Source organism: Phocaeicola salanitronis DSM 18170 (genome assembly GCF_000190575.1).
GTDB classification, from domain to species: Bacteria; Bacteroidota; Bacteroidia; order Bacteroidales; family Bacteroidaceae; genus Phocaeicola; species Phocaeicola salanitronis.
This window is the reverse complement of record NC_015164.1, coordinates 2,637,943-2,661,573: the sequence shown is the minus strand read 5'-3', so window position 1 is coordinate 2,661,573 and position 23,631 is coordinate 2,637,943. Positions and strand designations below refer to the sequence as shown.

16 protein-coding genes are annotated in these 23,631 nt (G+C 48.3%); 5 read left to right on the top strand and 11 right to left on the bottom strand.

All coding sequences use genetic code 11. The features are described from left to right. Nucleotides 1-39 precede the first annotated feature (39 nt). Nucleotides 40-942 (top strand): hypothetical protein, encoded by a 903-nt coding sequence (locus tag BACSA_RS11500; RefSeq protein ID WP_013618268.1) that lies wholly within the window; start codon nt 40-42, stop codon nt 940-942. Nucleotides 943-959: 17 nt separating this feature from the next. Next, entirely contained in the window at nt 960-3,251 is a 2,292-nt protein-coding gene (locus BACSA_RS11495; RefSeq protein WP_041584011.1) for a hypothetical protein, read from the top strand. A gap of 166 nt (nt 3,252-3,417) precedes the next feature. Here the strand turns inward: BACSA_RS11495 and BACSA_RS11490 are convergent, their stop codons facing one another. The 8 genes from BACSA_RS11490 to leuS all read right to left on the bottom strand — a co-directional run bounded on the left by BACSA_RS11490 (nt 3,418) and on the right by leuS (nt 13,072). Further along, nucleotides 3,418-3,840 (bottom strand): hypothetical protein, encoded by a 423-nt coding sequence (locus BACSA_RS11490; protein ID WP_013618266.1) that lies wholly within the window; start codon nt 3,838-3,840, stop codon nt 3,418-3,420. A gap of 11 nt (nt 3,841-3,851) precedes the next feature. Next, a complete protein-coding gene (locus tag BACSA_RS11485; RefSeq protein WP_013618265.1) occupies nt 3,852-5,498 on the bottom strand; it encodes a hypothetical protein in 1,647 nt (548 codons plus the stop codon). A 36-nt stretch (nt 5,499-5,534) separates the two neighbouring features. Then, nucleotides 5,535-5,924 (bottom strand): DUF3244 domain-containing protein, encoded by a 390-nt coding sequence (locus tag BACSA_RS11480; protein ID WP_013618264.1) that lies wholly within the window; start codon nt 5,922-5,924, stop codon nt 5,535-5,537. A gap of 140 nt (nt 5,925-6,064) precedes the next feature. After that, nucleotides 6,065-7,822: a tetratricopeptide repeat protein gene (locus tag BACSA_RS11475; RefSeq protein ID WP_013618263.1), complete on the bottom strand. Its 1,758-nt coding sequence runs from the start codon at nt 7,820-7,822 to the stop codon at nt 6,065-6,067. Nucleotides 7,823-8,037: 215 nt separating this feature from the next. After that, nucleotides 8,038-8,460 (bottom strand): hypothetical protein, encoded by a 423-nt coding sequence (locus BACSA_RS11470; RefSeq protein WP_144005221.1) that lies wholly within the window; start codon nt 8,458-8,460, stop codon nt 8,038-8,040. A 94-nt stretch (nt 8,461-8,554) separates the two neighbouring features. Continuing rightward, nucleotides 8,555-9,142 (bottom strand): non-canonical purine NTP diphosphatase, encoded by a 588-nt coding sequence (locus BACSA_RS11465; RefSeq protein WP_013618262.1) that lies wholly within the window; start codon nt 9,140-9,142, stop codon nt 8,555-8,557. Nucleotides 9,143-9,246: 104 nt separating this feature from the next. After that, the gene (locus BACSA_RS11460) at nt 9,247-10,143 is read right to left on the bottom strand and encodes a YitT family protein (protein ID WP_013618261.1); all 897 of its coding nucleotides are present in this window, start codon (nt 10,141-10,143) and stop codon (nt 9,247-9,249) included. A gap of 94 nt (nt 10,144-10,237) precedes the next feature. Further along, the gene (leuS, locus tag BACSA_RS11455; protein WP_013618260.1) at nt 10,238-13,072 is read right to left on the bottom strand and encodes a leucine--tRNA ligase; all 2,835 of its coding nucleotides are present in this window, start codon (nt 13,070-13,072) and stop codon (nt 10,238-10,240) included. A 480-nt stretch (nt 13,073-13,552) separates the two neighbouring features. Here leuS and BACSA_RS11450 point away from each other — a divergent pair, with 480 nt between their 5' ends. Together BACSA_RS11450 and BACSA_RS11445 are read left to right on the top strand one after the other, a co-directional pair. Next, nucleotides 13,553-13,984 carry a DUF3592 domain-containing protein gene (locus BACSA_RS11450; RefSeq protein WP_013618259.1) on the top strand — a complete coding sequence of 144 codons (432 nt, stop codon included), beginning with the start codon at nt 13,553-13,555 and terminating at the stop codon, nt 13,982-13,984. Between the two features lie 54 nt (nt 13,985-14,038). Continuing rightward, the gene (locus BACSA_RS11445) at nt 14,039-14,851 is read left to right on the top strand and encodes a M48 family metallopeptidase (protein WP_013618258.1); all 813 of its coding nucleotides are present in this window, start codon (nt 14,039-14,041) and stop codon (nt 14,849-14,851) included. A 65-nt stretch (nt 14,852-14,916) separates the two neighbouring features. Here BACSA_RS11445 and BACSA_RS11440 read toward each other — a convergent pair whose 3' ends face one another. From BACSA_RS11440 to BACSA_RS11430, 3 genes are read right to left on the bottom strand one after another with little or no spacing between them, the layout of a single operon-like run. After that, nucleotides 14,917-16,089, bottom strand: a complete 1,173-nt coding sequence (locus BACSA_RS11440; protein WP_013618257.1) for a TlpA disulfide reductase family protein — start codon at nt 16,087-16,089, stop codon at nt 14,917-14,919. A gap of 20 nt (nt 16,090-16,109) precedes the next feature. Next, nucleotides 16,110-17,537 (bottom strand): RagB/SusD family nutrient uptake outer membrane protein, encoded by a 1,428-nt coding sequence (locus BACSA_RS11435; RefSeq protein WP_013618256.1) that lies wholly within the window; start codon nt 17,535-17,537, stop codon nt 16,110-16,112. Nucleotides 17,538-17,548: 11 nt separating this feature from the next. Continuing rightward, nucleotides 17,549-20,797, bottom strand: coding sequence for a SusC/RagA family TonB-linked outer membrane protein (locus BACSA_RS11430; protein ID WP_013618255.1), 3,249 nt, complete (start codon nt 20,795-20,797; stop codon nt 17,549-17,551). 367 nt (nt 20,798-21,164) lie between these two features. On the opposite strand from BACSA_RS11430, the gene BACSA_RS11425 reads away from it, so the two are divergent. Continuing rightward, a complete protein-coding gene (locus BACSA_RS11425; protein WP_013618254.1) occupies nt 21,165-23,516 on the top strand; it encodes a glycosyl hydrolase 115 family protein in 2,352 nt (783 codons plus the stop codon). Nucleotides 23,517-23,631 lie beyond the last annotated feature (115 nt).

Here is a 23,631-nt window from a genome sequence, read left to right as displayed (position 1 = left end):
AAATTTAAACGACAGGCTCTTATCAAAAACAAAAAGTGTATGAGAAAAATGACAAACGCGAAAACAGTATGGATGGGAAGTTTATTGTTTGGTATGTTCGGAACAATGGCTTGTGCCGATTCTGAGCATCCCGGTAATGAAGAAACGGCTGTAAAGCCGGTTGTCAAAGCCAGAGTAGCAGGTTATGACCAGCTGGCTGACACTGTAGACGGTGAAGACAAGGTAGAGCATATACAGGCTTGTCAGTTTATCGGAGGAACATTGGTTAAGGTGTATGACGACTTGGCTTTCGATGGTTCCGCTTTCAATTTACAGTTGACCGATTATGAAGGGGCGCTGTATGTGATTGCCAATACCGAAGGAATGATTGATTTGAACGCATTGCACGACCGGCGCATCACCGAAGACGAATGGAAACAGACCGTGCTGAACTTGAAGGAAGGGAAGGAAGTGCACTTCTTTAGCGGCAGTTTGAGTCTGGATAGCTTTGACAAGTCGCAGACCGAGCTTCCCTTGTCGATGAAACGAGGAATGGCACGCTTTGACATTGACCTGCAAACGGCAGATACGGCATCTGTCGAAAGTCTGACATTGAAGAATGTGGCACGTTCGGTTTATCTGTTTGCCAATCCGGATGCCCATTCGCCCACAGGAGTAGAGCGCAAGGATACAACGGTCGTATTCTCCCGGCCGCTTACGGCAAATACTCCTGGTGTGTTGTACGTGTACGAGCAGGCAAATGAAGGGCTGGAGGTAAGTGTTACCGCAGTGATTGACGGCGAGCGGAAGACACTGACCAAGGTTTTATCGGAACCTGTGATACGCAATACAGTCAATAAGATTATCGTGCGTAAAGATTATATCAGTGTGAATCTGAATGTGAGCTTCGATGAATGGGAGCCAGGCAATGATACGGAACTGGAAGCGAAACATGCTTCTTAAACGTTTAAGGCATGTTTATGAAAACAAGGTTGTATATAATCGGTTTGCTCTGTAGCCTGCTGTTTATCTCTTCCTGTTCCGACAGATGGGAACAGGAGGAAACTGTTTCCTCCGGGACAGCGGAACTATGTATCAGCAGAGCTTCGTTTCAGGTAGCTGGAAAGCCGTCTCCGCTTCCAGGAGAAGACGAGATAACATCGCTTAGGGCATACCGTTTCGAAGAAGGCGTTTTGCAGAAAGTGTATGAGCCGTTATCGGTCGGGGGAGATGATTATCGTCTGCCGCTCGATCGGCTTTCGGGTACACTTTATGTAATAGCAAATGAAGAACCTGTGTGTGAAGAAGGAACGACAAAAGAAACAGATTGGTTGCAAACTGTACTGACAGCTGACCAGCACCAGGTATCGAATTATTTTACCGGAAAAGCAGACTTGTCAGGCAAGATGGGAAAGGCTGTTTCAATACCGTTGGCTTTAACGCGTGGAGTAGCCCGTTTCGATTTCCGGATAGAAGTACCGGAAGGGACGGTATCGGTGAAGCGTTTTGCGGTGAAACAAGTGGCACGGCAGGCTTATCTTTTTCCGGGGGATGCAGTGCGTTCGCCCGAAGGGACAGTCAAGGAAGACTGCATCATCAGTACGCCGGATGCGCCCCTGACACGCGATTCGTTAGGGATACTGTATGTGTACGAACAGGCTAATCCGGATTTGTCGGTGAGTCTGGAAGCAGAAATAAATGGCAAGGTGTATGCTTTCGAACAGCCGTTGCCGTCAGATATCCGGCGCAATACGGTATATGCCATCGTATTGCGGAAAGACGTTCTGCAGGTTGATGCACAACTGACGGTGGAAGCTTGGGGAGAGGGAGATAGTACGGCAGCATATCCCGACCTGACTGCCCCTCCGCAAGTAGATGCCGCGGCGTCAGAATTGCCTGCCGGAGCCGAAGTGACCGCAGGGAAAGATGGCGTGAATCTGCCATACGGACCTGTAGAAATGGTACTGGCAGTAGCGTGTGACGATGAATTGGAATTGCTCCCGGTAGATGCTTCGGCATCGTTGGAAGTGGAGCCGCTTGCCGGTCAGGGGCTGTTTGAGGGCAGACAGCGGTTCCGTATCCGCAAGCCGCTTTTCCCTCCCGGACAGCCACCTGTCGAAACCGCTCTTCGCTTTCGCCGTAAAGGAATGCAGTACGTGTATCCTGAAGATGTAATCACGCTGAGGCTTGCCGGGAACCCCAGCCGGCTTTCGGGAAAATTACAGTATGCCGTCGGGACGTATGCCTTCGATTTCGACCGTTATATAGATAATGAGCTGGGTGTATTTACGTTGCCTGCAGAGAAAGAATTGACGGTGGAATACGAAGCGGGCGAAGATGCGTGGATAAAGCTTGACCCTGTTTCTGTAAGAAGCGGAGAAGGTGCGTATCGGGTGCTGGCAGGCTGGCGGCCGAATGACGTTACGGCAAACGGGCGCAGGCAGTCGGCTACGCTGGTCATCCGCAACCGTGCCGATGGCTCGCAGCGCGAGGAATATACCGTGTCTCGCCGCAACTATGGATTGCCAGTGACGTGGATGCACGGCATCTGGTGGTGCAAGTACAATGCCCGTGGTGATTCCCGCTCGTTCGAAGACCAGGTGCTTTCGTCCGATGATCCGGCGCGCCGCGCAGGCCAGACCGTTTTCGAGTACTTGGGAGCGTGCCCGCCCGAAGCGTTTTTTGATTTGTGGAAATGGGCATATCAAGGTGACAGCGGCACAGGGTTGCAGGTAATAGACAAAAACGGTACGGCGGCATTGGATGGCTACAATCACCAGGTGTCCGTGCATATCAACCGCCTGCCTGCCGATGCGCTTGCCCCCGAAGGTTACGAACTTCCGTCGATGGAAGATTTCAACCGCATCTTTGACGCAACCGATTATGTATGGGTGATGTGGAACGGCACGCACACGCTGCGCACTCCGTGGGAAGGGCACAGCCAGGTGAAGCGGCTGCAGAAGCGGAGAAACGATGTGACGGTAGGCAATGTAGCCTTGCCTAGCCTGATTCTCATCGAGATGTGGAGCCCCGATTTCCCCGAGCATGAACCGGTTACGTGGTATGGCGTGGCATCGCAGTGGAACGACAGCGAAGGTGTCTTCCATAACGGGCATTACAACAATATACTCTTTGGCGTACACTCGCCGGAAGGTACAGGTTGGTTTATTCCCGGGAAAAACGATGCGCTTTATTTGCATAAGAACGGCGGCGCAGCCAAGGACACCCGCGTGCTGCGTTTCCGCAAGTCGGAGGTGGAGTATATGTACTGAGATTGAAGTACAAAGACAAACGACAGTATATTGTTTGGAATATTCGAAATGGTAAACGCATCTAAATTTTACAAAATACCTTTCCAAAACATACGTTTTTGCGGTATCAAATTTAGATGCGTTTTCATGAAGTATCTAAAATGCTTCTAACAATTGTTGGAACTCCTTATTTATCTCTTATCAGATAAAAGGTTCCGTCATAATCCATGTATTGAAGCTGTTCATGCGGTCCGATGAAAAAACAGGAAACATTCTCTAAACGGTCTGCTTTTACGATTCCCCAAAATTCATAAAAGTAGGGAATGGTTAAATCTTCGGGAGTAGGACGAATACCATATCCGAAAGGGCTTTCTATACATAGAAGAGCACCATTTTGTTTATATGCTGCTTTTCCTTTTATATCTTTATCCCAAGGATACAGACATTGAAATTGTACAGAGTCAGCACTTTCGAAGAAAAGGGACAAGCCTTGACTTTCATAAGTGTTTCCTACAGGCGAATAGATTGGTTCATACTCGCTTTCATTGTCACTACATGAAACGAGTGAGAAAAGCGAGGCTATTATAAAAAAGTAGTAGACATATTTCATATGTAATAGAATTAGTTACCACGTGAAAAAGTTTCGGTCATAGGCATTAACGTCATTGTTACAGTTCCATTGCTTACATTTTTGAGACGATAACCTTTGCTGGAATTTTCTTCTATGATAATACTGTCATAGAAATAAAAAGTTAATGTACCCAATTGGTCGCTGCCTTTAGTTGTTGATATTTTTATGGTTGAACCTACTTGTGTGGATGTAGTAGAATCATAACCTAATCCTACTTTTGCACCCCATTTGTTATTTCCTACATTTCCTTCGACACTTGTTTTAAAATTGTGCGTATAAGTAGTTACTTTACTTTGAGTCATTTCATACGTTTCATCTTCATCGAACTCGAAAATAGTAACAAATCTTTCCAACGACTGAGTGCTTATGTCCCATTTAGGAAGTCGGTTATCATGTGCATATTTTAATTCACGAGGATAAACCCATTTTCGTTCCAGTTTATCTGGTTCTATTTTACAATAATATTTGGCTTTTCTAAACCATGTGCGGTGTTTCCGCCATTTGGTGATGACAATATTAAATAATTCTTGAGGCTTGATATTAAAAACGTATTCACTTGGGGTCAGTTCTTTTATATTGTTTGTTCCTGTGAAGACTTGAATGCAAAATTCAAAATTTCCTTCTGTCCATAATCTGCTTATTGTTTCTTCATCAGAATAATATCCACCTTTTTTTTCCAGTGTTTCATCTTTTATCATCGGGTCGTCTTTTTTATCTCCCGTTCCTTTTTGGTCTGCAATAGAGTAGTAAGCTGCCGGGTCTATTTGGAAGCGGTAGATATACTCGTCTATAGTCCTATTTAACGTCCCTTCTGTTTTGGTTGGCGTCATGCCGTAATAAATGTTGTCTCGTTGCAGAGAAGGATTATTTTTCATGGTTTTCCATGCCGTAATAACTACCGGATCTATCTTGCTTGCCGGAACCCAGTCGATATCGTATGCCGAGCTGGTAGCACGTGATTGTACGGCACACGATGTTACTTGTGGTTTAGAACGTGTGCCGTCGAACACTTCGCTTATAAACTCGTATCCGTTCATGCCGTTGATGTTTCTGGAGCGGGTCTTTCTTACCCGTTCGTTATTCTTTATATAAAGAAAATGGAAATCGGGGATTTCATCACCAGCCATTTTGTCTACAAACTCTCCATTCAGGTACATGAGTGTGTTGGGTTCGTCTTGATTTTTGACGGCTACGGGTACATCTTGGTCGGTTGTGTCCCAATTTTCGGGAGTTACATCAACGAAGAGCGACAGATTAGGCACGTAGATGTTCAGAAGCGGAAGTGCGGCTTCGATAGTACATAAGTCGGCTTCGGGAATATAGCCAAGCAAAACCTCACGAAATGTTCCTAAATCGCCCACTTGTTCGTCTTTTACCAACGGATAGAACACATCGTAGTCGTTGTCGAACTGTTTTAAGGCTTGTGCTTTAAGGAAATTACGAAGCTCTACATGGTCGTAAACGGCTTTCGATAAGATTTCAGCGAATTGCTGTTGAGCTTCTTCAGTAGTTAAAGTCGCATTCATTGAGCGCGAAAGCGGTTGTTCATTGTAGGGAGCGACATCTTCTGATAGATTGTCGGTACAAGCACATGCTGTTGCCAACAACAATGTCAACATAACATTTAGTTTTTTCATACGTAAATCAATTTAAATTAAACTTTTACCTTTATATTAGATTTCGAAATCTCCATAATAACAGGTGTTTCCGTTCACTATTTCCAACGTATAGATTCCTTTGCCTAAATGAATAGGAAGAGAAAATTCTTCGTTGGCGGATAGGGTAGTACATAGCTCATACATTATATTTTCCCGTTTATCTTTTATCCGGATAGTAGCGTTTTCTATTTGTATCCAAGATTTGAGATAAATATCCGTATTGTCATATGATGCTTTAATAGGAATGAATGTAATGGTACGTTTGTCTCTTGATTCTCTTTCTGAGTCGTGATAATGAGTTTTTAAAATAATCATTTTCTCCATTTCTATCTTTTTATTAGCGAAAACGATTGTTGTTAATACAGGCATAAATAACATTAGTAATGTAATAAAAATGTGTTTCATTTTCTTTTAGTTTTTAAGTTTTTCGATGACGCAAAGGTATGGAGGAGATAGGAAAGGGCAGCAAAAATCAGTACGCAAAAAGTACGCAAGTAGAATGCGTATTTTTGCGTATTGCTTATAACGTCTTGTTAATAATGAAATTAGAGGTTTCTTATGAAGTTGTCGCAGTCTTTAGGTTTTCCTTTTTCTCCAGAGATTTTTTTGTAAAGCCTTTCTCGGAGTGAAGAAATTCCTTGCTTCGAGCTGCATACAATGTCTGCTATAAGAGTTAAAGGTACATTGATTTTTAGCAGCAGGCACACTTGCAGCTCTTTTTGCGAAAGCGGACAAAGTTCATTCAGCCGTTGAACGAAATGAGGATAGGTTTCTTCAACGGCTTGGGTTAATTCCGCCCAGTCTGTATCTGTCATTTTGATGGTTTCGTTTTTATCCATAGGCTGGTGCAGCTTTTTCCATATTTCGGTTTGTTGCAAGTTCGCCAACGATGATTCTTTGACAATCTGTGCGGCTTCGATTTGTACGTTTGCTTTTTCTATCCATTCTTTTTGGGCTTGCAGCAAGTTTTGACGTAGCTTATCATTCGTTTGTTCTGCGCTATGCAATAAAGCCGATAGTTTTTCTATCTTCTCTTTATTGGCAACAATTTGTGCCTGGCTATATTTGAATTGTTCCTCTTGCAGCCTTTTCAACTTTTCTTGCTGGAGCAGGATAGTTTGCTCTTTCCGTTTGTGTTTTTGCCAAAAAACAATGCCTATTAATAAAAGAAATAAAAAAGAAAAAATTATTCCAAAGATAAGCCGCTTCTGTTTGAAGGCTTGCCGCTTAAGAAATACGTTTTCTTTTTTGAATTGTTGATAGTTATATAGCGCATGTATTCTGTCTACGGCTTCCGTGCGGACGGTTTGCTGCAAGGAGTCTTCGTAGAGCATGTATTGTTCGTAATAATTTAAAGCTTTGATAATATCACCTTGATGGCGGGCTATATCAGCTAAACCTTCGTAGGCTCCAGCTTTGTGGAGGAATGAAGGCAAACCGAGCTTCTTTTGGTAAAAATATGCGGCGGAATCAAACTGATTTGTAAAGTGATAATAGCGAGCCATGGCGGTATAATATGCAGATATGCTAAGTGTATCAAGCTTTAATCGTGCAATTTGTAGTTTTTCATATCCTTGTGAATACTTATCCCAATCAATATAAGTTCCTGCCAGTTCTAAAGAAACCATACTAAGCAGTGTACTATCTTTTATTAGCAAAGCCATTTCACTCGCCCGGTTGTAATAATAGATTGCGCTATCCTGTCGGTCGGTTGATGCGAAACCCCGTCCGATATCCCGCAAATCGAAGACAAGGTTTGCGCTATCTTTTAGCAATAAATCATATTGATAGGCTTTGCGGTACATTTCGGAAGCTTCATCGTAAAGTTCTTGATAGACGAAAAGCGTGCCCATTTGGCTATAGATGCGGCTCGACAGATTATAATCGGTCAGTTCTTCCCGTTCCATTACATGGATGGCACGCTGGAAATATTCTAACGCACGCGGAGCATTTTCTAAGTCGCTATAAACCCGTCCAGCATAGTAGAGGGCTTCGGGCAGACGGGTTTTATTCCGTTGGTCTTTATAATAGGCGACTATCGGAAGAATCACGCTGTCCGAAGTATGGGGAATGTAGTTTTTATCATCGGCTTTGACGCAAAGCAAGCGGTAATACATCTGCAGCTCTTCGGGTTGGCAGGTCATGCTGTCTGCCCAGGTGTGCAGCAGCATCTGGGCACTGTCCGGTTGTACGTTCAGTAGTGAATCAGCTTGCTGTAACAGGCGTGCGGTATGCGGGTTGGTATGGCAAGCCGTCAACCAACCGACCAAGATAAAGAGGTATAAAAGATTGTGCCACTTCATATCTATTTTTTCAAATCCGTGCACAAAAATACAAATGTTTTAATATGCTTCCAAAACGAAGATATACTTTATAGGCAATTCCAGATAACCGCTACTACCAGTGAAGATAATCTGAAACGGCAAAGTAAAGCATATCTTCATTTTGCGCCGTATCTTTATGGCAACTCTTCGTATGCCTCAAACTTCAAGTATCTGGACTGGTAATTGGGTTTATATTACGCCGGATTTGTAATCCGGCGTAATGAAAGAATCGGATTAAAAATCCGATTCCGTTTGTTTATGATGCGGATTGCAAATCCGGCGTGACGAGACTGCAGGAAGTTTTCGCAGGCTTGCAATTTCCCGCTGCACGCTGCAGGAAGCTTTCGCAGGCTTGCGATTCCTTGCTGCACGCTGCAGGAAACTTTCGCAGGCTTGCGATTCCTTGCTGCACGCTGCAGGAAGCTTTCGTAGGCTTGCGATTCCTTGCTGCACGTTGCAGGAAGCTTTCGCAGGCTTGCGATTTCTCGCTGCACGCTGCAGGAAGCTTTCGTAGGCTTGCGATTCCTTGCTGCACGCTGCAGGAAGCTTTCGCAGGCTTGCGATTCCTCGCTGCACGCTGCAGGAAGCTTTCGCAGGCTTGCGATTCCTTGCTGCACGCTGCAGGAGGTTTTCGTAGGCCTCCGATTCCTTGCTGCATGTTGCAGGAGGTTTTCGCACATTGCGATTTCCTGCCTACATCGGTGCCGCATTTTAGTTTTCAGAGCGTAAGTATTCCACCAGCTGCTGCACGGCACGGGCACGGTGGCTGATTTTATTCTTTTCTTCGTTTCCCATTTCGGCAAATGTCTCGGCATAGCCTTCGGGCTGGAAGACGGGGTCGTAGCCGAAGCCTGCGGTGCCGCGGCGTGCTTCGATGATGTTGCCCTGCACGATGCCTTCGAACAGATGCTCCTTGCCGTTTTCGATGAGGCAGATGGCGGTGCGGAAGCGGGCACGGCGGTTTTCCTTTCCTTCCATTTCGGAAAGCAATTTGCGCATGTTGGCTTCCGAGTCATGTCCTTCGCCTCCGGCATAGCGTGCCGAGTAGATGCCCGGTGCGCCGCCGAGGGCTTCCACTTCCAGTCCCGTATCGTCGGCAAAGCAATCCATGCCGTAGTTCTGGTAGATGTATCCGGCTTTCAGGCGGGCGTTTCCTTCGAGGGTATCGGCGGTTTCAGGAATATCGGCGTGACAATTGATGTCGTTCAGGCTCAATATCTCCAGTTTGTCGCCGAGGATGGCGCGTATCTCTTCGAGCTTATGCGCGTTGTTGGTTGCAAAAACGAGTTTCTTTTTCATTGCGTTGATGGAAATTTAAATGAACACAGAGACACAAAGACACGGAGTTTTTTTATTTATTTTCTCTGTGTCTCCGTGTCTCTGTGTTCGTCTTTTTATAAAATTCATTTCACTTTCAGCTTGTCGAATCCTTCTCCGTATACGCCTACGACGTTGCTTTGCGAGATGAAAGCGTTGGGGTCGATGTCTTTCACGAGGCGGAAGATGTCGAGCGACTGGGTCTTTTTTGCCAGTACCACTACTACCTTGATATTCTGTTTGCTGTACCATCCTTGCCCGTCAAGCAGGGTGACACCGCGGTCTATCCGGGTGGAGATGCCTTCGGCTATCTCTTCGTACTTGCGCGAGAAGATGAGGAACTGCACCGACTGGCGTGCGCTGTTGATGACATAATCAATCACGATGCTCATGATGAAGAGCACGCAGAAGCCGAAGAGCACGCGGCGCCAGTCGTGGAAGATGAAATAGCACGACGAGATGATGACGATGTCGCAGTACATCATCATGCGTCCCAGCGTCACGTCCTTGTACTTATTGATAATCCAGGCGATGATGTCGGTGCCGCCCGTGCTTCCGTTGTTGCAGAACACGATGCCGATACCGAATCCAAGCATGCCGGCTCCGATGACGCACGCCATGAAGTCTTGTCCCGGTCCGAGGAGTTGGGGCAGGTGTCCGGCATCGTCTTTCAGCAGCCACTGGAAGAGCCAGAGCAGGAAGGTCAGCATAAAGATGGCATATACGGTCTTTACACTGAACTTCGGTCCCAGTATTTTCAGGGCAAAGCCTAAGAATATGGCATTGATAATGAAGTAGGATACTTGTATCTCTACTCCTGTGGCGTAATAGATAATGGCGGAGATACCCGTCACGCCTCCCGTCGTAATCTGGTAGGGGAGCAGGAACATCGCCCAGCCCAGCGCGTAGAGTACCAGCCCGAAAGTAATGGCAAGGTAATCTTTCGACTCGCGGCTTATCTTCTTGATTAATGCTAACTCCATAGATAATTGGTTTAAACGCAGATTAACGCGGATTGACGCAGATTTTTTTTATTTTTAATCTGCGAAAATCTGCGTTAATCTGCGTTTCTTTTATTTATAACACGATGTTTACGATTTTCTTCGGCACGATGATGACCTTCTTCGGAGTCTTGCCTTCAATCCATTTCTGAGACTGCTCTTCCGCCATTACCGCTGCCTGTATGGTGTCGTTGTCGGCATCCGCAGGGAATTCCATGGTGAAACGTGCTTTCCCGTTGAAAGAGATGGTATATTTCACCGTGTCTTCCTTCAGGTAGTCTTCGTTCCATGCAGGCCATTGGGCATCGCATACGGTGGTGCCGTGTCCCAACGCTTCCCAGAGCTCTTCGGCAAGGTGAGGCGCGAAGGGAGCAAGCAGGATAACGAGGTCGGTCAGCACTGCCTTGTTGCGGCTCTTCAGCGCGGTCAGTTCATTGACACAAATCATGAAGGCACTGATAGAGGTATTGTATGAGAAGACCTCGATGTCGCCCGTAACTTTCTTTATCAGTTTATGGATAGACTTCAGTTCTTCTTTCGTAGCTTCGCTTTCCGTAGGCAGGAACTCGCCCTGACGCCCGTAGAACAGGTTCCAGAGTTTCTTCAGGAAGCGGTGCACACCGTCGATGCCGTTCGTGTCCCAAGGTTTCGACTGCTCTACCGGACCCAGGAACATTTCGTACATACGCAGGGTGTCGGCTCCGTATTTCTCGACAATCATGTCGGGGTTCACCACGTTGTACATCGACTTGCTCATCTTCTCTACCGCCCAGCCGCAGATGTACTTGCCGTCTTCGAGGATGAATTCGGCATCGTGATATTCGGGACGCCAGTTCTTGAAGGCTTCGATGTCGAGCACGTCATTGGTCACGATGTTCACGTCTACGTGTAAAGGTGTCACGTCGTATTGGTCTTTCAGACCGAGAGAGACGAAGGTGTTGGTATCCTTGATGCGGTATACGAAGTTGCTCCGTCCCTGAATCATGCCTTGGTTCACCAGTTTCTGGAACGGTTCTTCCTTGACACTTACGCCGAGGTCGAACAGGAACTTGTTCCAGAAGCGGGAATAGATAAGGTGCCCCGTAGCATGTTCGGTACCGCCTACGTAGAGGTCTACGTTCTGCCAGTAACGGTCTGCCTTTTCCGATACCAGTGCTTTATCGTTGTGCGGGTCCATGTAGCGCAGGTAATAGGCACTCGAACCGGCAAAGCCCGGCATGGTATTCAGTTCGAGCGGGAATACATGCACGTTGTCTATCTTCGTATTCTCTACCACTTCGCCTTTCTCTACATCCCAGGCCCATTTTGTAGCGTGTCCCAATGGAGGCTCGCCAGTTTCGGTAGGCAAGAACTTGTCGACTTCGGGCAATTCCAGCGGAAGCTTGTTTTCGTCAATCATGTAAGGCATGCCGTCCTTGTAATATACCGGGAACGGTTCGCCCCAATAACGCTGGCGCGAGAAGATAGCGTCGCGCAGGCGGTAGTTCACCTTTACACGTCCCAAGTGGTGTGCTTTCACATATTCTTTGGTAGCGGCGATGGCTTCCTTAATGGTCAGGCCGTTCAGGTTCAAGTCGCAATAAGGCGTCACACCGGCTTTCGGCGAATTGCATACAATACCTTCCTTGGCATCGAAGCTTTCTTCGCTTACGTCACATCCTTCTACCAGCGGAACGATGGGGAGGTTGAAATGCTTGGCAAAAGCATAGTCGCGGCTATCGTGTGCCGGTACCGCCATAATGGCTCCGGTTCCGTAGCCAGCCAATACATAGTCGCTTATCCAGATAGGTACGGCATCGCCCGTGAAAGGATTGATGGCATACGAGCCGCTGAATACACCCGTCACACGGCGGTCGGCGATGCGTTCGCGTTCGGTACGTTTCTTGGTACGGTCCAGATAAGCTTCCACTTCGGCACGCTGTCCGTCGGTAGTGACTTGCGGAACCAGTTCGCTTTCGGGAGCCAGTACCATGAAGGTCACGCCGAACATCGTATCGGCACGGGTGGTGAAGATGGTAAATTCGAGGTCACGGTCTTTCACCTTGAACCGCACTTCCGTACCTTCCGAACGGCCTATCCAGTTGCGTTGGGTTTCTTTCAAAGAGTCGGTCCAGTCGATGTGGTCCAGTCCGTCAAGCAAGCGTCCTGCGTATGCCGACACACGCAAGCACCACTGGCGCATCTTCTTCTGCACTACGGGATAGCCTCCGCGTTCGCTTACACCGTCTACCACTTCATCGTTTGCCAGCACCGTACCCAGTTGCGGGCACCAGTTTACCATGGTTTCGCCCAGGTAGGCGATGCGGTAGTTCATCAAGGTCTCCTGTTGCTGCTTTTCGCTCATTGCCTTCCATTCGTCGGCGTTGAAGCTCAGTTCTTCCGAGCAAGCTGCGTCCAGCCCTTCGGTACCCTGCTTTTCGAAGTGCTCTATCAGTTTTTCGATGGGTTGTGCCTTGCCGCAGGTGTTGCAATAGAAGCTGTTGAACATTTTCTGGAAAGCCCATTGCGTCCAGTGGTAATACTTAGGGTCGCAGGTACGCACTTCGCGGTCCCAGTCGAACGAGAATCCTATCTTGTCCAGCTGCTCGCGGTAGCGGTTGATATTGTTCTGGGTTGTGATGGCAGGATGCTGCCCGGTCTGGATGGCGTATTGTTCCGCCGGAAGCCCGTAGGCGTCATATCCCATCGGGTTCAGCACGTTGAAGCCTTGCAGGCGTTTGTATCTGGCATAAATGTCGCTGGCGATGTATCCCAGCGGATGGCCTACGTGAAGTCCCGCTCCCGAAGGATAAGGGAACATGTTCAGCACGTAGAACTTCTGTTTCGATTCGTCTTCGGTAACCTGGTAGGTTTTCTGTTCCACCCACTTCTGTTGCCATTTCTTTTCGATCTCTCTGAAATTATATTCCATGGTGATATTGTGTTGTGATTTTGATTTTACACCTTATATTATTATAGGCTGCGCAAAGATACAAAAAATAGGAGACAAGCGCTTCTATCCGCTAAGGATTTTGTTGATAAGCGGTGAATAAACGGTTGAAAAGTTTGTTGAAACTGCCTCGTAGGTGTTTATAGGTTGTGGATAACATCAAGTGGAATGGGTGGATAAATGCGCTTCTTATGCGTGTTCCGGATGCATGCGTTGCATAAGGCGGCTATAGTTTCAGGAAGTTTTAACAGGGGGAAACTATAGTTTTATCCTGTTGAAACTATAGTTATTTGCAGATGAAACTCCTGAAACGACCGCTTGCTTTCTCGGGTGTGCATAATCTTGTACGGAAAGGGATTGGCAGGTTGTCGGTATTTTGACAATATCTTTATGCACATGTTTGCTTATGTGTGTACTTTTGTTTATATTTACCCTCGTGAATGTAAACGAACAAGAGGCTTTATGAAATCTCATGATATGGCTTACGTAGCCTGTTTCCTTATCGGCTTTGTGATGCTGGCGCTGGGAATAGGCGGCTTCATTTCGCTGGGCATGATAGTGAAAGACTGGACTCCTGCCCGCGGAGTGGTGGAACGGATAGAGTCGGAACGGGTGTACAAGTACCGCAAGATGCGGTGGGAACATCGTGTCGATGTGCGCTACGAAACGGTGGAGTTCGGCGAGATGTACACCTCAAAGGAAGTCTATCTGGCGCTCGGCATGCGCGAAGGAAGGGAGATTGCCTTGCTTTACAATCCGGAATATGTGCGCGAGGTACGTTTCCCCGTACATGAAGGCTGCTTGCACGGGTTCTTCAGCGCGGTCGGACTGGGCATCGCATGGATAGGCTTTGTGTTGCGAAAGGAAAAGCGGAAAGGCGCGAAAGCATCGTAGGCGTTGTCGGAATGCTGTAAAAGGATGATACTTAACCAAAATAAACAAAAGATTATGAAGACAAGAATTTTGAAGGCACTCTTGCTGGTGCTCTGCATTTCGGGTACTTGCCCCGTACTGGCTCAGTTCAACTTGAAGAAAGCAATCAGCGGCGCGGCGAAGACCGTGCAGGCGGCAACGCTCACCGACGAGCAGATGGCGGAATACGTGAAAGAATACATCGACTGGATGGACGAACACAATCAGGTGTGTGCCGATGATAACCCGTACACAATCCGTCTGAAGAAACTGACCGAAGGCTTGACCGATGCCGACGGCATTCCCTTGAATTTCAAGGTATATTATGTGATTGACGTGAACGCATTCGCCTGTGCCGATGGAAGTATCCGCGTATTCTCCTCGCTGATGGACATCATGACCGATGAAGAATTGCTGGGAGTAATCGGGCACGAGATCGGTCACATCGCCCATCGTGACTCGAAGAAAGGTTTCCGTACCGCCCTGCTTACTTCTGCTTTGAAGGACGGCATTTCGTCGAAAGGCGGAAAGGCGGCTGCCCTGACCGAATCGCAACTGGGTGACTTGGGTGAAGCCTTGGTCAACGCACGTTATTCGCAGAAACAGGAACGTGACGCGGACGATTACGGTTATGAGTTTCTGAAGAAGTGCGGAAAGAACCCGTGGGCGATGGCATTATCGTTTCAAAAGCTGAAGTCCTTGCAGGAAGAGGCGGGCGCACAAGGTTCCAGCAAGCTCAACCAACTGTTCTCCACTCATCCCGACCTCGACACACGCATTCAGAGAATGGAAGAACGAGCTACGGCAGACGGCATCGAAAAGCCCGAAAACAAGATGCCGGAAGAATAAATAAAAATCCCCCCGGATTGTTAAGATAGAGAAACAATCCGGGGGGGGACGGTATAAGGTTGAGATTAATTGAAGAGTTCGGCGAGTTTTTCTGCCAACGCTTCTCCTCTCAGATTATCACCGACCATCCGACCTTCGGCATCTATCAGATACATGGTCGGAACAGCTCTTACCTTGTAAAGCTTTGCCACTCCGGTTTCATCCAAGAAGTTAGGCCATTTCAACTGTTCTTCTTTTACAGCTTTTTCCCAATCGGTTTTTTTCTTATCAATGGAAATACTGATTACCTCAAAACCTTCAGAAGCGTACTGCGCATAAAGTTTTTTGATATTAGGAATTTCCTTGCGGCACGGATTACACCACGATGCCCAAAAGTCAATCAGGATGTATTTCTTTCCTTGGCAAAGTTCTTGGAGGGTGATTTCCTTTCCTGATGCGTCTTTTACTGAGAATCCGGGCATCTTATCACCAATTTTACCGGTTGGGTAAAGTTCGTCTTTCACCAGTTTTCCATAATAAGAGGCTTGTGCGGCAGGTGAGAGTTCTTCGTACCACGAGCGCATGCCTTCATTCATGTAAGAAGTGAGCGAAATCATCAGCAACGGTCCCCAGTAAGTGTCCTTGTTTTCCATTACCGTTTGGTGATAAACGGAATCTACGGTCTGGAAGAAACGCATTTCATCTTCTGCCATTTGCTTACCGGCCTCGCTTGCACGCAACTCTGCCACTTTTGCCTGGTCTTTTGCCTGATAGGCTTTTTGTATAGCATCGAGGAGAGCTTTATGTTCTTGCTGGTTGGCATTAAATAGAGAATCCATACGACCGCGTACCGCCATCAGCGAATCGTAACGGGCTGTCAGGGGAGACCCACTTACGGATAACTTGTCGAGACTATACGAGGGAGTTCCATTCACATCTTCCGATACAACCGCACCTTTGATTTCGATAGCTGTATTTTCCAGCATCAGGCGGCGTGAGCCGTAGGCGTCTTTTACGGTAAGTAATACGGCGCGGGGTTCTTCCATTTTTCCGGTAAAGGTGAATTTGCCCCCGATTGCCAGAGTGTCGGCTATCGGGTCACTTTCTTCGTGGCATACTGGCATGAGTTGCACGTAGGCACTGTCTGGAAATCCTTCAATCGTTCCACTTATCAGATAGCCGTCTTTAGGGGCTTGGGATGTACAAGCTGCCGTAAGGGTTCCCAGCAGCAAGATTTGCATTAAGTTTGTTACTTTCATACTTGTTGTTTTATGTATTTTTATTTAGACACGTTTTGTTGAATGCTTCCGTTTCCGGGATTGTTAATAGCACCTGCCGGGAAAGGCATGGTCCACAGATGAGAATCCGGACGAAGCGTATAGGTTTCACCTTCGTAGGTTTTCGTCATGGTGCGTGCATACGTACCTTCTTGGTTGAAGCGGCGTGCATCGGCAAAGGGTACAATGGAGAATATCAGTTCATTGTCTTTGGTACGGCGAATCAGCTCGATAGCTTCGGTTAATGTCGAGGCAGTCAGCGGCTGGTATACTTCGGGACGGATACGGGTTTGGCGCACAGCGTTCAGGGTGTTCATCGCTTCTGTGAAATCTCCTCCTTGTGCCAGACGTGCCTGGCATTCTGCCTTGATAAGATAAACTTCTGTAGTGGTCAGTCCTCCCCAGTTGAAATAACCGTTTCCTACTCCACGGTAGTACGTATCTTGGTTTTGCGAATAAAGTTTCCAACGGGATAAGAAACGTGCATCTCCCTCTTCAAAACGTTCGGCACGCTCTACCGGTATATTGAGTTCATTGGTCGTGTAGTTGGGCGAACCGTTTCCGCAACGGAAATAATAGTTCTCCACATACGAGTAATCGGTAGGCGTGGGTAGTCCGGTATAGTCTTCCGGATTCTCAATCGTGGAATGATGTTCATCGTAATAAGCGTTCCAGTCGTAAAGCTGGTCGTTTTGTTCCAAAGCCAGGTTGGCGTAGTTTAATGCTTCGCTGTAATTCTGCATTTGCAGGTACACACGCGCCAGCAGGGCGTATGCGGCGCCCAAATTGGGATGAAGCACGGTCATCGATTGTTCGGGCAATCCTTCGCCGATAGCTTCCTGCACTCCTTGGATGATGAAGTCGTATATGGCTTGTATGGTTACTTGCTGCGAAGGAGCGTTGATATTGGCGCTTGTAATGAGGGGTACGCTCCGCTTTTCGCCGGCGGTTGCCGCATCATACGTATCGGCATAATAGTTTGCCAAGACGAAATAGCAAAGCGAACGGATAACTTTGGCATAAGCGATGACTTCCGCCCGTTCGGCATCAGTGGCTTCGGTGGCAGAAGGCACGTTTTCTATAATCAGGTTGCACGAAGAGATAGCAGCATAAAGCTGATAATATGTACTTTCATCGGCATTGTTCAACAAGATACGATCAGCAGTCTCGTCCCACATGTAGTTGGCGCGGGTCAGGGTGGGGCTATTCAGGTTAGAGACCGTTACGTAATAGTCATTCAGCAGGTAAAGGGCGTTGCTGATGGACGTTTGCCCGATGGTGTATTCATCGCGCAGCAGGGCTTCGTAATCGGCAAGGGTGGTCGGGATTTTATTGCCTTTCGGCACGATGTCCAGGTAATCGTTGCAAGAACTGCACATCACGCAGCACATCAACACGCATGTATAGATAAGTTGTTTCATAAGTTTCATTGTCGTTAGAGTTAAAAGTTCAAGTAAATACCACAGAGGTAATTCGGCTTGGCATAGCCACCCAGCAAGTATTTGGCATCATCACTTTTGGCTACGGTAAACGCGTTTTCCATGCCTATCATGATGCGTGCGTTTTTTACATAGAGTTTGCTGCACACACTGGCGGGCAGGCGGTAAGTGAGCGATAAGTTTTTCATCCGCCAATTGCTGGCGTCGATGACATTGACCGATGAGCGTGCATACATATTATAATAGTTGTAGTTGTAAAGCTCGCTTTCCGAAGAAATGTAGCGCGGCACATCCGTATGTGCTTCGTCACCGGGCTGTTGCCAACGTTCGGCAATGCGCTTACTTACAGGACCCATGCCTGAAAGATAAGCCACGTTAGTATTGCGCATCTTGTGTCCGCCTTCGAAAAGGAACTGTGCCGCCAGTTCCCAGTTGCGCCAACGCAAGGAGGTGTTGATGGCTCCGCTATAGACAGGTACCGTAGTTCCTAAATAAATAAGGTCTTCTATTTCGGTCGGTTCCATGTCGGTAAACAGGTTCCCTTCCGCATCATAGACTTGCGGTGTACCGTTTTCGCTCAATCCCGCCCACTTGTATCCATAGATAGCATTATACGGGTTTCCTACACGTGGATAGGCAGAAGGATAATCGATGACAAGATACGAAACCGGCGCTTCTACATTAACGTATGTCACTTTGTTCTTGTTGTATCCCAATACACCGCCGATGTCCCATGTCCAATCTCGTGTGCTGATGGCGGTGCCTGAAAGCGAAAGTTCGAATCCTTGGTTGGTCATCTTTCCGTTGTTGATGGTATAGGTGCTGTATCCCCAGCCTTCGGTAGGCACACCGTTTGTATTGGCAAGCAAATCGGAACCTTTCTTATTGTAGTATTCGATAGAACCGTTCAGCCGGTTTTTCAGGAGGGAGAAGTCAATACCGATGTTGACAGTAGTGGTTTTCTCCCAACGCAGGTCGGGATTGGGACGGCTTTGTATGCTTCCCGAAATTCCGCCCACATGCATATTATTGTTATAATAAGCAGTCATATAAGGAGCCGAATCTTTGGCGATATTACCCCCGATACCGTAGCTGAAGCGCAATTTGAGCATATTTACCCACTCTACATCGTTCATAAACTTTTCATGGTTGACGTTCCATGCCGCACCTACCGACCAAATGGGGCGTTTCTGGTATCTCGAACCGGTGGCGAACAGGTTTGTCTTGTCCCATCGGATGCTGCCGGTCACGGTGTATTTGCTATCGTATGTATAGGCTGCATTGCCATAGAACGATACGTACCGGTTGGTCAGTTCGTTGATGTAAGCCACATTGCTGATGCCGAAGCTGCCCCATCCCCAAATGCTTCCCATGGTGCTGAGCGCAGCTTGGTCGATGAGTGAATACGTCAGCAGGTCGGGGTCGTAATTATATAAGGTACGGTTGTCGAAGTTATTCTTGTTTTCGCGCGTCTCGGTTCCGAAAAGTGCCGTTACCTCATGTATGCCGCCGAATGTCTTGTTGAAGTCCAGCTGCTGGCGGAAGTTATAGGCATGGGTTACGTTTGCCGTTGTAAAGAAGATATTGCCGTAAGGGATATTGAACGTAGCCGTACCATCACCGTTTGCCGAGGCGTATGTATTAATGGTGTTGCGCACGCTGTATGATTCCTTATTCTGGAGTTGTTCGGTCGTGTAGTTCGCATATTCATACTGAAACGAAGCCGTATATTTCAGCCAGTCGGTAAACTTAAAACTCAGGCGAGCGAAAGTACGATTGCTGAAATTACGATGGTCTGTCAGATTCATTCCAGTTTCGTCCAATGGCGTAATATCGAGGTTGTACAGCCCGTTGGAAACCAGCGTACTCATTTGTGATGCGTTGTAACGGTCTTCCTGCTGGTTGGTATACCGCGTACCGTCATCGTTCATCAATCCATCGTAAGGCATATACGTATATCCTGGCGAGAAAAGACTGTAACTTTGCGTTGTACCGCTTCCGTAATTGAGGTAAGTGCCTACCTCCAAGGTCAGCCATCGGGTAATTTGGGTCGAGTTCTGCAGGTTGATACCAATGGAGCGGTTATCCGAAAACTTGTCGCTCATCTGTTGTCCCTGATAGCTGACCGAGGCATTGAAGGTGTTCCGCTCACTTCCTTTACCGATGCTCAGGTTGTATTGTTGCGTAAAAGGATTGCGCATGCCGTAGCGTTCTATATCATCGTAATAACGATAACCGCGCGATGCCAGTGATGTCAGGCGCGCGTTCATGTCGGCTTCGGACAGTGTTCCGGCATAATACCCTAACAAGGCGCGGATTCCTTGCGACGTGTATGTATTGTCATCCAACAGGCTTTGCGCATAGGCAGAAGCCCCTTCTCCCTGCAAATTAGGATTCTGTGCTGCCCATTCTCTTTCCAGTCCTATCATAGTGGCAGCATCAGCAAGATACTTGTCGGCATAGGTAGAATAAGGCTGTACGGTAAGTGTGGCAGAGAATGAAATGTTGAGCTGGTCTTTCTTGGCACGCTTAGTAGTAATAACCACAACGCCGTTTGCCGCACGTGCTCCGTAAATGGAAGTGGCGGCTGCATCCTTCAGTACGGTAATACTTTCAATGTCTTCAGGATTCATGTCGGGCACGCTTTCTATCCAGTTGCCGTAACCGTCATTGGTAGTCTTCTCTACAGGGAAACCGTCGATGACATACAAAGGGGTAGTCAGTCCGTTCATGGAAGTGACTCCACGGATTTGCCCGTCGCTGAATCCTGCCACCCGTCCTTCCAGCATCGAACTGATGTCCGGTATGCGTTGGGTTTCCAGCTGGTTGGCGTTTACTTTCGAGAAAGCTCCTGTAGCCCGCTCCTTCGAAATGGTCTGATAACCCGTCACTACCACTTCGTCCAGCAGTTCGGTAGCGGGCTGGAGGTGAATGGCATAATCGGAAGCTGCTGTCAGGCGGACCCGCTGGGTTTCGTAGCCTACAAAGGAAACCTCGATTTCTTGTGTTGATTTGGGAAGTGTCAGACTGAAATGACCGTTCATGTCTGTGATGATGCCGGCAATGGAATTGCCTTCTGCCTCAACTACCTGTTTGACGTATGCCGCAGGAAGCGGTTCGTTGTTTTCATCGGTCACGATACCGTGAATGGTACGGTTGTACGCGCCTTGTGCCATTCCTTCGAGGGCAAGCAGCCAGATAGCTGTCAGGATCAGGAAGAAACGGCAGCGGTAAGATGTCGTTCGTCTCATACTTTTGTCTTGGTTAATGTGATTCGTTCGTTAAATTGTCGCAATATTACATATTTATTTTAATGTATGAAAGAAAAGTTTAAAAATATAGCGGGAATTGACAGATAATGGAGCAGGCTTATATGGGCTAAATAATGCGAGCGGCTGTGTAGCCCGGCATGACCGTTCGTGTAGCCCGGCACGAAAGGTCATGTGTCCCGATGAGGGCGTTCGTGTTACTCTATACCGCCTTTGGCTGTCCCAAATCCGGTCTATTGAAGGGCAAATAAGCGGATAAGACACAAATTTCCATATAAAAATACAATAAACCATGTACACGAAAGCAGAAAACCCTTTTCTTTGCAGAAATCATTAAACATTTAGAACCATGAGAAAACGAGTGCTGACTGTAATCTGGTGTTGGATTGCCGTATGTTCGTTGAGCGCGGCAGATTTTGTATGGAAAACGGGAGGCAAGATGCGCGTGGCTTGCGAGGCGGAGGAAGAGCCGGTAGTGCACGTGGCATTGGACTTGCTGAACCGGGATTGCGAAGCCGTGCTTTCGCAGGCATTTTCCGTAGAAGAATCCGAGGGGGATGTATATATCGGTACGTGGGGGAAAAGCAAGCTGCTGGAAGGGATAGCCCGGAAAGAAGGAATCAACCCTTCGGAATATTTAGGGAATCATCCGGAGGCGTTTTTCATCACCGTCTTGAAGGATGGGAAACTCCTGGTAGCCGGAAGCGACAAGCGGGGCACGGCATACGGGGTGCTGGAACTCTCGCGTATGCTGGGCGTATCGCCGTGGGAATGGTGGGCGGATGTTGTGCCCGATAAGAAGCGGGAGTTCCGTATCGCGGCCGGATTTACGAAGACCGATTATCCGCTCGTGCCCTATCGGGGCATCTTCATCAACGATGAGGATTGGGGACTGATGCCCTGGAGCTACACCAACTACGAGCCTTCGGACGTGAAAGGGCAGATAGGCCCGAAGACCCACGCGCGTATCTTCGAACTCTTGCTCCGCCTGCGTGCCAATACGTTCTGGCCGGCGATGCACGAGTGTTCGGTGCCTTTCTTCTTTACCGAAGGCAATAAGGAAATGGCGGACAAGTATGCCATCTATCTCGGCACGTCGCATTGCGAGCCGATGATGCGTAACACCAACGGCGAATGGCGCAAGGTGGGGAAGGGCGAATACAATTACCTGACCAACCGCGAAAACGTGCTTTCGTTTTGGGAAGAACGGGTGAAACTGCTCCGTCATTCGGACGACATCTATACGTTGGGCATGCGCGGGGTGCACGATAGCGGCATGTTAGGCGCCAAAACCGTGGAAGACCAGAAGAAAGCATTGACCCAAATCATCGAAGACCAGCGCAAGCTGTTGGCGGAATACAAGGGAGAAGTGACGGAAGTGCCTCAGGTGCTGATACCTTACAAGGAGGTGCTGGACGTGTACGAAGCCGGGCTGGAGGTGCCCGAAGACGTCACCTTGATGTGGTGTGACGACAATTACGGATACATCACCCATTTCCCTACCGAAGAAGAAGCTGCCCGACCGGGCGGAAACGGCATTTACTACCATGTCTCTTATTGGGGGCGTCCGCACGACTACCTGTGGCTTTCCACTGCGAGCCCTTACCTTATTTACCAGCAGATGAAGACGGCATACGACAAGGGCATCCGCAAGATGTGGATTCTGAACGTGGGCGACATCAAGCCTGCCGAATACCAGACCGAGCTGTTCATGGATATGGCATGGAACATACACAGGGTGGAAGAGGAGGGGGTGACCCGCCATTTGGGGAACTTCCTCGCCCGTGAGTTCGGCGCGCAGGCATCCGCTTACCTGCTCCCGATGATGCAGGAGCATTACCGCCTTGCCCATATCCGCAAGCCGGAGTTTATGGGGAATACCCGGACGGAGGAAAAAGACCCGAAATATAAGGTGGTATGCGATTTGCCGTGGAGCGAAGCGTTTATCCGCGGGCGCTTGCAGGCTTATCAGGCGTTGGAAGACCAGGCCGAGGTGTGGAGCCGCCGGATGCCGGAAGCGCGGCGCGGCGCTTATTATCAGCTGGTGCAGTATCCCGTGCAGGGGGCTGCCGAAATGAACAAGAAATGCCTGTACGCCCAGCTTGCCCGTCATGGAAAGGCGGACTGGAAGCAGAGCGGAGCGGCTTTCGACAGCATCGTTTCCCTTACCCGGCGGTATAATACGCCGAAGTGGAAAGGCATCATGGACTACAAGCCGCGCAACCTGGCGGTATTTCTTCCCATTCCCGAAACGCAGGCGGAGGCTTCCCTGCCGTCCGACCGTCCATATCTGCATAAATGGAATGCGCTGGAAGCCACGGGCGGCATTCCCGTTGTGTACGAAGGTTTGGGCTACGAAGGCATGGCGGCAGGCATCGCAAAGGGTGAATCCCTCGCTTTCAGCTTTGACGCCTGTCCGTCCGATTCCGTAGAAATAGAACTCCGCTTCGTGCCCACCCATCCGGTCGACGGAAAAGACCTCCGCATCCGGGTAGAGGTAGACGGAAAGCAGTCGGACGTAATTTCGTACCGCACGTACGGAAGAAGCGAGGAATGGAAGCAGGGCAGGCTGACAAACCAGACCATCCGCCGTGTGTCGTTCTCCGTGGCTTCGGGAGCGGCGCATAAGGTGAGCGTGAAAGCGCTGGACGAAGGCGTAGTGCTCGACCAAGTGTATGTGTACAATATAGCACACAGATAACACAGAGAGCCTTACGTCACGGCGGATTTGTAATCCGCCGTAATCGAGTGTTCGGATTTGTAATCCGAATTATCCACGTGGGTGTTGCGGATTGCAAATCCGCAAATCAAATTAC